At 50.8% G+C, this 7,584-nt stretch carries 7 protein-coding genes, 1 tRNA gene, 2 other RNA genes and 1 pseudogene; 4 read left to right on the top strand and 7 right to left on the bottom strand.

The features are described 5' to 3' along the window. Window positions 1-32: 32 nt before the first annotated feature. From ACZAHD_RS20050 to ACZAHD_RS20030, 5 genes are all read right to left on the bottom strand, one after another. Window positions 33-163, bottom strand: a non-coding RNA gene (locus tag ACZAHD_RS20050) — RtT sRNA. Window positions 164-206: 43 nt separating this feature from the next. After that, window positions 207-338: non-coding RNA, RtT sRNA (locus tag ACZAHD_RS20045), on the bottom strand. Between the two features lie 43 nt (window positions 339-381). After that, window positions 382-466: transfer RNA gene (locus ACZAHD_RS20040), tRNA-Tyr, on the bottom strand. A 159-nt stretch (window positions 467-625) separates the two neighbouring features. Then, on the bottom strand, window positions 626-1,468 hold the full coding sequence (purU, locus tag ACZAHD_RS20035) for a formyltetrahydrofolate deformylase (protein ID WP_100682449.1): 843 nt from the start codon (window positions 1,466-1,468) through the stop codon (window positions 626-628). Between the two features lie 43 nt (window positions 1,469-1,511). Next, window positions 1,512-1,970: a YchJ family protein gene (locus ACZAHD_RS20030; protein ID WP_462458318.1), complete on the bottom strand. Its 459-nt coding sequence runs from the start codon at window positions 1,968-1,970 to the stop codon at window positions 1,512-1,514. 111 nt (window positions 1,971-2,081) lie between these two features. On the opposite strand from ACZAHD_RS20030, the gene rssA reads away from it, so the two are divergent. From rssA to galU, 3 genes are all read left to right on the top strand, one after another. Then, window positions 2,082-2,975, top strand: a complete 894-nt coding sequence (rssA, locus tag ACZAHD_RS20025; protein ID WP_462458317.1) for a patatin-like phospholipase RssA — start codon at window positions 2,082-2,084, stop codon at window positions 2,973-2,975. Between the two features lie 90 nt (window positions 2,976-3,065). Next, a complete protein-coding gene (rssB, locus tag ACZAHD_RS20020; RefSeq protein WP_462458316.1) occupies window positions 3,066-4,079 on the top strand; it encodes a two-component system response regulator RssB in 1,014 nt (337 codons plus the stop codon). A gap of 195 nt (window positions 4,080-4,274) precedes the next feature. Then, entirely contained in the window at window positions 4,275-5,177 is a 903-nt protein-coding gene (gene galU, locus ACZAHD_RS20015) for a UTP--glucose-1-phosphate uridylyltransferase GalU (protein WP_462458315.1), read from the top strand. Window positions 5,178-5,294: 117 nt separating this feature from the next. Here the strand turns inward: galU and hns are convergent, their stop codons facing one another. Beyond that, on the bottom strand, window positions 5,295-5,702 hold the full coding sequence (gene hns / locus ACZAHD_RS20010; protein ID WP_004863421.1) for a histone-like nucleoid-structuring protein H-NS: 408 nt from the start codon (window positions 5,700-5,702) through the stop codon (window positions 5,295-5,297). 558 nt (window positions 5,703-6,260) lie between these two features. Here hns and tdk point away from each other — a divergent pair. Next, window positions 6,261-6,878 carry a thymidine kinase gene (tdk, locus tag ACZAHD_RS20005; RefSeq protein ID WP_462458314.1) on the top strand — a complete coding sequence of 206 codons (618 nt, stop codon included), beginning with the start codon at window positions 6,261-6,263 and terminating at the stop codon, window positions 6,876-6,878. Between the two features lie 316 nt (window positions 6,879-7,194). Here tdk and ACZAHD_RS20000 read toward each other — a convergent pair. Beyond that, window positions 7,195-7,419: pseudogene (locus ACZAHD_RS20000) on the bottom strand (integrase core domain-containing protein); the annotation flags it as partial. Window positions 7,420-7,584 lie beyond the last annotated feature (165 nt).

Genomic DNA, 7,584 nt, shown 5'->3' with positions numbered 1-7,584 from the left:
TTTCAGATGACAACATTCAGCGGATTGAATGGTGATGGGGAGGAAGGATTATTCGTCGCTTCGCGCCTCACTCTTCGGGTCGTTGCCTGCGGCAACGTTCTCTCGCTTGCGCTCGAGTCGAACCTTAATCGAAGGTTCTCACCCTTCCCGACAAGTGCAAGCTTCGATGAGATTTGCCGGGGTTACTACATTACTGTGGTGAATAATGGTGGTGGGGGAAGGATTATTCGTCGCTTCGCGCCTCACCCTTTGGGCCGTTGCCTGCGGCAACATTCTCTCGCTTGCGCTCGAGTCGAACCTTAATCGAAGGTTCTCACCCTTCCCGACAAGTGCAAACCTCGCTGAGATTTGTCGGGGTTACCACATTACTGTGGGGAATAATGGTGGTGGGGGAAGGATTCGAACCTTCGAAGTCGATGACGGCAGATTTACAGTCTGCTCCCTTTGGCCGCTCGGGAACCCCACCACGGGGTAATGCTTAATACTGGCCTGCTTCCTTCCGGGGAAGCGGGGCGCATCATACCAAATGATGCGCCCCTGTAAAGCTTTCCGTTGATAAAATTAAACTGGTTGCCTGAAATTTACGCGTAAAGGCGCAAAGCTAACCAGTTAATTTCATTGTCGATTAAAGAATAATCGTTCGGTTGCCGTAAACAAACACGCGCTGGGCCAGAACTTGATACAGCGCGCGGCTCAGCACATTTTTTTCAACATCGCGGCCCGCGCGCATCATATCTTCCGCCGTATAGGTATGATCGACATGAATAACATCCTGCATAATGATCGGGCCTTCATCCAGATTGTCGTTAACGTAGTGGGCGGTGGCGCCGATGATCTTCACGCCGCGCTCGTAGGCCTGATGATAAGGACGGGCGCCAATAAAGGCTGGCAGGAAGGAGTGATGAATGTTGATAATCTGGTTTGGGAAGCGGGAAACGAATTCCGGTGTCAGAACGCGCATATACTTCGCCAGTACGACATAATCCGGCGCGTAGGATTCGATAGCGTCGCCCATCTGCTTGTCGTGTTCTTCGCGCGTCAGCCCTTCGTGGCTGACCAACTGAAATGGAATATCAAAACGTTCAACCAGCGAGCGCAGGGTTTCATGGTTGCCGATGACGGCCGCAATCTCAACATCCAGGCCGCCATAGTTGGCTTTCATCAGCAGATCGCCCAGACAGTGCGCTTCTTTGGTGACCAGGATCACCACCCGACGGCGGCCGGCTGGCGTCAGTTCGCGTATTGAGCCTTCCGGTAGCGCGCTATCAAGGTCGGCGAGCAGAATGGCGTCATTAAAAATACCTTCCAGTTCGGTACGCATAAAGAAGCGGCCGGTACGGTGATCGACAAACTCGTTGTTCTGCACGATATTCAGCTCGTGCTTGTAACAAATATTCGTGATACGCGCGATGAGTCCTTTCTGGTCAGGGCAAATGGTGCGTAGTACTTTACGTTGTAATGAATGCATCGCGGGGAAAATCCTGTAGTGTTTGCTATTGCTGGCGCCAGCTTTACTGGCCGCAGCATTTTTTAAATTTTTTACCTGAACCGCAAGGGCAGGGGTCGTTACGACCCATCAGCGGTCGTGTGCCGTCGATATAATACCACCGTCCATTTTCTTTTAAGAATCTGGAACGTTCAATAATCGCGCCGGGGCGGTTATCGTCCTGATATCGCGCGATAAAACTGACGAACCCCTCGTCGGGATGACGGCCTTCATCGGCAGCAAATACGGTTAAGCCTTGCCATTGCGTTTTCGCGAACCCCTTTTCCAGTTCGGCCCGGAAGTGCTGCGGCTGACAGGAAGGGTGCCAGGTGGCGATCAGGTAATCGGCATCCTTCATGACAAACGCGCTGTAGCGGGATCGCATCAGTTGTGAGGGATCCGGCGCGGGCAAAGAGCCGGTCAGATATCGCTGACAACATGAGCTATACTCCAGAGCGCTGCCACAAGGGCATAATGGCGACAAAACGGCCTCCATGGATAAAGAATCACGGCGCATCGGCGCCAAAGTGTTTTATGTTAACTGAGCTGTGGCAATGATGCCATGCTCGGAGTGGAAGGAAGTATATCGGTAATAATGAGAAAGCTTAAAATTGGTCTGGCGTTAGGGGCGGGCGCTGCCCGCGGATGGTCACATATTGGTACGATTAAAGCACTACAGCGTGCGGGTATTGAAATTGATATCGTCGCTGGATGTTCAATCGGTGCGCTGGTAGGGGCTGCCTTTGCCTGCAATCGACTTCCGGTCCTTGAGAAATGGGTCTCCTCTTTTAGTAACTGGGATGTGCTGCGGTTGATGGATCTTTCCTGGCGCCGTGGTGGTCTGCTGCGCGGTGAGCGCGTATTCAACCAGTTTCGGCAGGTATTGCCCGTCTCCGATATTGAGCGCTGCGACCGTCGTTTTGCCGCGGTTGCGACTAATTTAAGCACCGGTCGCGAACTGTGGTTTACCGAGGGCGATCTACACCGGGCAGTACGCGCCTCCTGCAGCATGCCGGGCCTGATGTCACCCGTTATGCATAATGGTTACTGGCTGGTCGATGGTGCAGTAGTCAACCCTGTTCCGGTTTCTCTGGCGCGCGCGCTGGGGGCGGATATCGTGATTGCCGTCGACTTACAGCACGATGCCCACCTGATGCAGCAGGATTTATGGTCAATTGAACAGCCTCAGCCAGAAGAGAAAGCTTTTTCCTGGCATGGGCGAATCCGTGCAGGCCTGAGCGGAATGACCTCCCGCCGCGCGGCGACGCCCACGGCAATGGAGATAATGTCGACCTCTATTCAGGTGCTGGAAAATCGCCTGAAACGGAATCGTATGGCGGGCGATCCTCCCGATATTTTGCTGCAGCCTTTTTGCCCACAAATATCCACGCTTGATTTTCATCGTGCAGGTGAGGCAATTGCTGCCGGGCAGCAGGCGGTTGAAAAGAAGATGGATGAGCTACTACCTTTGGTGCGCACCGCGGTGTGACGCCATCTAACCAGGACTTAAGTAAATTCTGACAGGCGATAGTGTGAATTGCATGCCACTATTTAACTATCGCCAGCCAGAGGAGAGATCATGACGCAGCCATTGGCGGGAAAACTGATTCTGATAGTTGAAGACGAAGCCGTTTTCCGCTCACTCTTGCACTCCTGGCTAACCTCACTGGGCGCGGCGACGGCACTGGCGGAGGATGGTGTGGAAGCACTTCAGAAAATGGCCGAGTCCAAACCCGACCTGATGATTTGCGACATTTCTATGCCGCGAATGAATGGTCTTGAACTGGTGGAGCATCTGCGCAACCGCGGCGAAAAGCTGCCGATCCTGATGATTTCGGCAACCGAAAATATGGCCGATATTGCCAAAGCGTTGCGCCTTGGCGTCCAGGATGTGTTGTTAAAGCCGGTAAAAGATTTCAACCGCCTGCGGGAAACGGTGTATGCCTGTCTGTATCCCAATATGTTTAACTCGCGTGTTGAGGAAGAAGAACGGTTGTTTGAGGACTGGGATGCGCTGGTGAGCGATCCTACCGCAGCGTCAAGGCTACTGCAGGAGCTCCAGCCTCCCGTACAGCAAGAAATTTCGAAGTGTCGTATTCATTATCGTCAGTTAGTGTCGGCGGATAAACCCGGTCTGGTGCTTGATATTGCGCCATTATCAGAAAATGATCTGGCATTCTATTGCCTGGATGTCACACGAGCAGGTGATAATGGCGTGCTTGCAGCGCTGTTGCTGCGGGCTTTGTTTAATGGATTGCTTCAGGAGCAGTTGGCCCATCAGGGGCAGCGCCTGCCGGAAATGGGCAACCTGTTAAAACAGGTTAACCAATTACTGCGTCAGGCCAATTTACCTGGGCAATTTCCGTTGCTGGTGGGTTATTACCATAGCAGTCTGAAGAATTTGATATTGGTATCCGCAGGTCTGAATGGCACCCTCAATACCGGAGAACATCAAATTCAGATTAGCAATGGCGTTCCGTTAGGGACATTGGGTAACGCTTATCTCAACCAAATTAGCCAGCGCTGCGCATCATGGCAGTGCCAAATTTGGGGGGCCGGAGGGCGTTTACGACTGATGTTGTCTGCGGAGTGAGCAGTTACCTGTTTTTTAAGCTGGTAGGATTACCGAGTAATCTTTTGCAGTGGTACTATCACAGAGATTTATAAGTAAAGTCCTAATTCGAGGGAACACAAACCTTTTCAGACCAGGTTTGCCTGAGTGGACTGATATACTCGACACGTTATTATTGACGAAAAGTTTAAAAAATGAACAGTCCAGGAGATTGCAATGGCTGCCCTTAATTCTAAAGTAAGAAAAGCTGTTATCCCGGTTGCGGGATTAGGAACCAGGATGCTACCCGCCACCAAGGCTATTCCGAAAGAAATGCTGCCGCTGGTGGATAAGCCTTTAATTCAGTACGTCGTTAACGAATGCATCGCAGCCGGAATTACTGAAATTGTTCTGGTGACTCATTCGTCAAAAAACTCTATCGAAAACCATTTCGATACCAGTTTTGAACTGGAAGCCATGCTGGAAAAACGTGTTAAACGTCAGCTGCTGGAAGAAGTTCAGTCTATTTGTCCGCCGCATGTCACTATTATGCAGGTTCGTCAGGGGCTGGCTAAAGGTCTTGGTCACGCGGTACTGTGCGCGCACCCGGTGGTGGGTGACGAGCCGGTCGCGGTTATTCTGCCAGACGTTATTCTGGATGAATTCGAGTCCGATCTTTCCCGTGATAACCTGGCTGAAATGATCGCGCGTTTTGATGAAACAGGATCCAGCCAGATTATGGTTGAGCCTGTCGCTGATGTTACCGCTTACGGCGTTGTCGACTGCAAAGGCCAATCCCTGCAGCCGGGCGAAAGCGTCCCGATGGTGGGTGTGGTTGAGAAGCCGAAAGCCGATGTGGCACCGTCTAACCTCGCTGTTGTGGGGCGCTATGTGCTGAGCGCGGACATTTGGCCGCTGCTGGCAAAAACGCCTCCGGGAGCCGGGGATGAGATCCAACTGACCGACGCAATCGATATGCTGATCGAGAAAGAGACGGTTGAAGCCTATCATATGAAAGGTAAGAGCCACGACTGCGGTAATAAACTGGGTTATATGCAGGCGTTTGTGGAATATGGCGTGCGCCATAAATCCCTTGGCGCAGATTTTAAAGCCTGGCTGGAAAAAGCCGTAACTAAGTAATCGTTTTCAGCGTAATGATAAACCGGGGGCGAATTTCGTTTCCCGGTTTTTTTATATCTGCGGGCGGCAGGTAAAAAAAATCCCGCTGAAGCGGGATTTTTCAAATACAACCGTCGATTACAGCAGGAAATCGTCCAGGGTTTTACCCTGCTCGTCCATGGCTTTTTTGATCACTGCCGGAGTGCGACCTTGACCTGTCCAGGTTTTGGTTTCACCGTTTTCATCAACATAGCTATATTTAGCCGGACGCGCAGCGCGTTTAGCTTTAGTACCCGCTTTGACTGCTGCCATGGTGCTCAGCAGTTCGTTCGGATCAATACCATCTGCAATCAGCATTTCACGGTATTGTTGCAGTTTACGAGTACGCTCTTCAATTTCTGCAGCGGCGGCGCTTTCTTCTTCGCGACGTTCGTTAACGACAACTTCTAATTTTTCCAGCATTTCTTCTAGCGTTTCAAGGGTGCATTCTCTTGCCTGCGCACGAAGAGTACGGATGTTGTTCAAAATTTTAAGTGCTTCGCTCATTGTAGTAATCTCAAACTTATATTGTGGGGTGGTTTGTTGGACTAATAATAGAGCGATATAATCAGATGTGCAATAGGGTAGAATGTAAGGAATTCAAAATTACTTGTTATTTGTCGCAGCAATTAATTAATGTAAGTTAAATTCTACGTGCGACTTCACATCTTTTTTGCTTATAGCCTGACCTAAATCCTGAGCTAAAACCCTGAGATAGTATGCTTTTCTCTGCTGTCCGGGAGTAAAATTATACTTTGCAGGGATAAATATCCCTGTTGAGTATTAGCGTATTAGTAACGGCACTCTTTAATATAATCTGGTGAGTAAAAAACGTTATAGCGGGCTGTCCCATGCTTCGATTCGCACAAAAGGACAACGGCAGAGGGCCAGAAAAGGGGAATTTGTACAAATTGCCAACACCCGCATTCAATTAAAAGCGTAATCTACCCGCAGGGAGACAGGCATCGCGTATGCCGCTATACCCATGTTGAAAGGGGGGATAGAACAGGAAAATATGCTACAATTTTGCCGCGATAAAACACACTGATTGGGGTGATGCAGCCGATGGCTCAACTTTATTTCTACTATTCTGCAATGAATGCAGGTAAGTCGACCGCTTTGTTACAGTCGGCATACAATTATCAAGAGCGAGGCATGCGTGCCCTGGTTTATACCGCCGAGATTGATAACCGCTTTGGTTCAGGTAAGGTCAGTTCAAGAATTGGTCTCTCATCGCCAGCCCGACTGTTTAACCCTCAGACATCGCTCTTTAGCGATATTGCGAGCGAACATGCGCAACAGCCTGTGCATTGTGTCCTCGTGGATGAGAGCCAGTTTTTGACCCGCGAACAGGTACATGAATTGTCAGAAGTCGTCGATCGGCTGGATATTCCGGTGCTGTGCTATGGTCTGCGCACGGATTTTCGTGGCGAGTTGTTTATTGGCAGTCAGTATTTATTAGCATGGTCCGATAAGCTGGTTGAATTAAAAACGATCTGTTTCTGCGGGCGTAAAGCGAGTATGGTGCTGCGTCTCGATCAGGAAGGGCGGCCCTATAATGAAGGCGAGCAGGTCGTGATTGGCGGGAATGAGCGCTATGTTTCTGTTTGCCGTAAGCATTATAAAGAGGCGTTAAGTGAAGGCTCGCTGACGCGGGTGCAGAGTAAACATCGCCCCTGCTGACCGAACCGATCTATTCCCTCCCAGGCGCCTGTAGGGCGCCTTCTGCGTCTCCGTATCGTGAACAGATGCCCCCCAACCTTGCTTCTGAACCGGTTATGCCTGGAACGCCTGCGGCTGCGGATTTTCCGCGACGGACTTCTCTCTACCGCATCCACGAAATGAGGGCGGTGTCCCGGCCCTGACTATGCTCCTGCACTATCGAAGACAAATCTCTACCAGCGGTATCGTGAATATCGAGGTTGCAAGATGAGGGGCAGGAAAAGGCGTTTGCTACCGTTTATCCGCGCATTCTTTGCCAGAACGGTGACGAGTCCTGCTATAGGTTGACAGTTTTTTGTCTGTAAAACGCCTGATGAATATCATCGGGCGTTTCGTATTTCAGGACCAGAGGTGGACGCTCATGGTTATAAATTGCCACGGATTCTTTTACCATCGTTCTGGCCTGCGCCAGGTCTGCTGGACGCGAGAGTAACAGCTCATTTTTCAGTATCCCGTTGACCCGCTCAGCCAGCGCATTCTGGTAGCCGTCGTAACCATCTGACGTTTACGCGTACCGGTTCGCAGCTGACGACACCTGATGCGGGCAACAAACTCAAGAACCTGAGCATGGTGTTCCTGTCGTTTTCTGCGCCTTGCGTTGTCCTGATACCATGCCTGTCTGCTGTGTCCCAGGAACTGACATGCGCGCGTAACGGTTATTTTCGGG

The organism is Raoultella sp., assembly GCF_039594335.1.
Classification (GTDB): Bacteria; Pseudomonadota; Gammaproteobacteria; order Enterobacterales; family Enterobacteriaceae; genus Klebsiella.
Note: the sequence above shows the minus strand (reverse complement) of the source record. Positions and strands in the feature narration are given on the sequence as shown.

Bases quoted from the DNA above. Each gene is read 5' to 3' on its own strand.
- rssB (WP_462458316.1), top strand. From the start codon at position 3,066: ATGACGCAGCCATTGGCGGGAAAACTGATTCTGATAGTTGAAGACGAA.
- rssA (WP_462458317.1), top strand. From the start codon at position 2,082: ATGAGAAAGCTTAAAATTGGTCTGGCGTTAGGGGCGGGCGCTGCCCGC.
- tdk (WP_462458314.1), top strand. From the start codon at position 6,261: ATGGCTCAACTTTATTTCTACTATTCTGCAATGAATGCAGGTAAGTCG.
- hns (WP_004863421.1), bottom strand. From the start codon at position 5,702: ATGAGCGAAGCACTTAAAATTTTGAACAACATCCGTACTCTTCGTGCG.
- galU (WP_462458315.1), top strand. From the start codon at position 4,275: ATGGCTGCCCTTAATTCTAAAGTAAGAAAAGCTGTTATCCCGGTTGCG.
- purU (WP_100682449.1), bottom strand. From the start codon at position 1,468: ATGCATTCATTACAACGTAAAGTACTACGCACCATTTGCCCTGACCAG.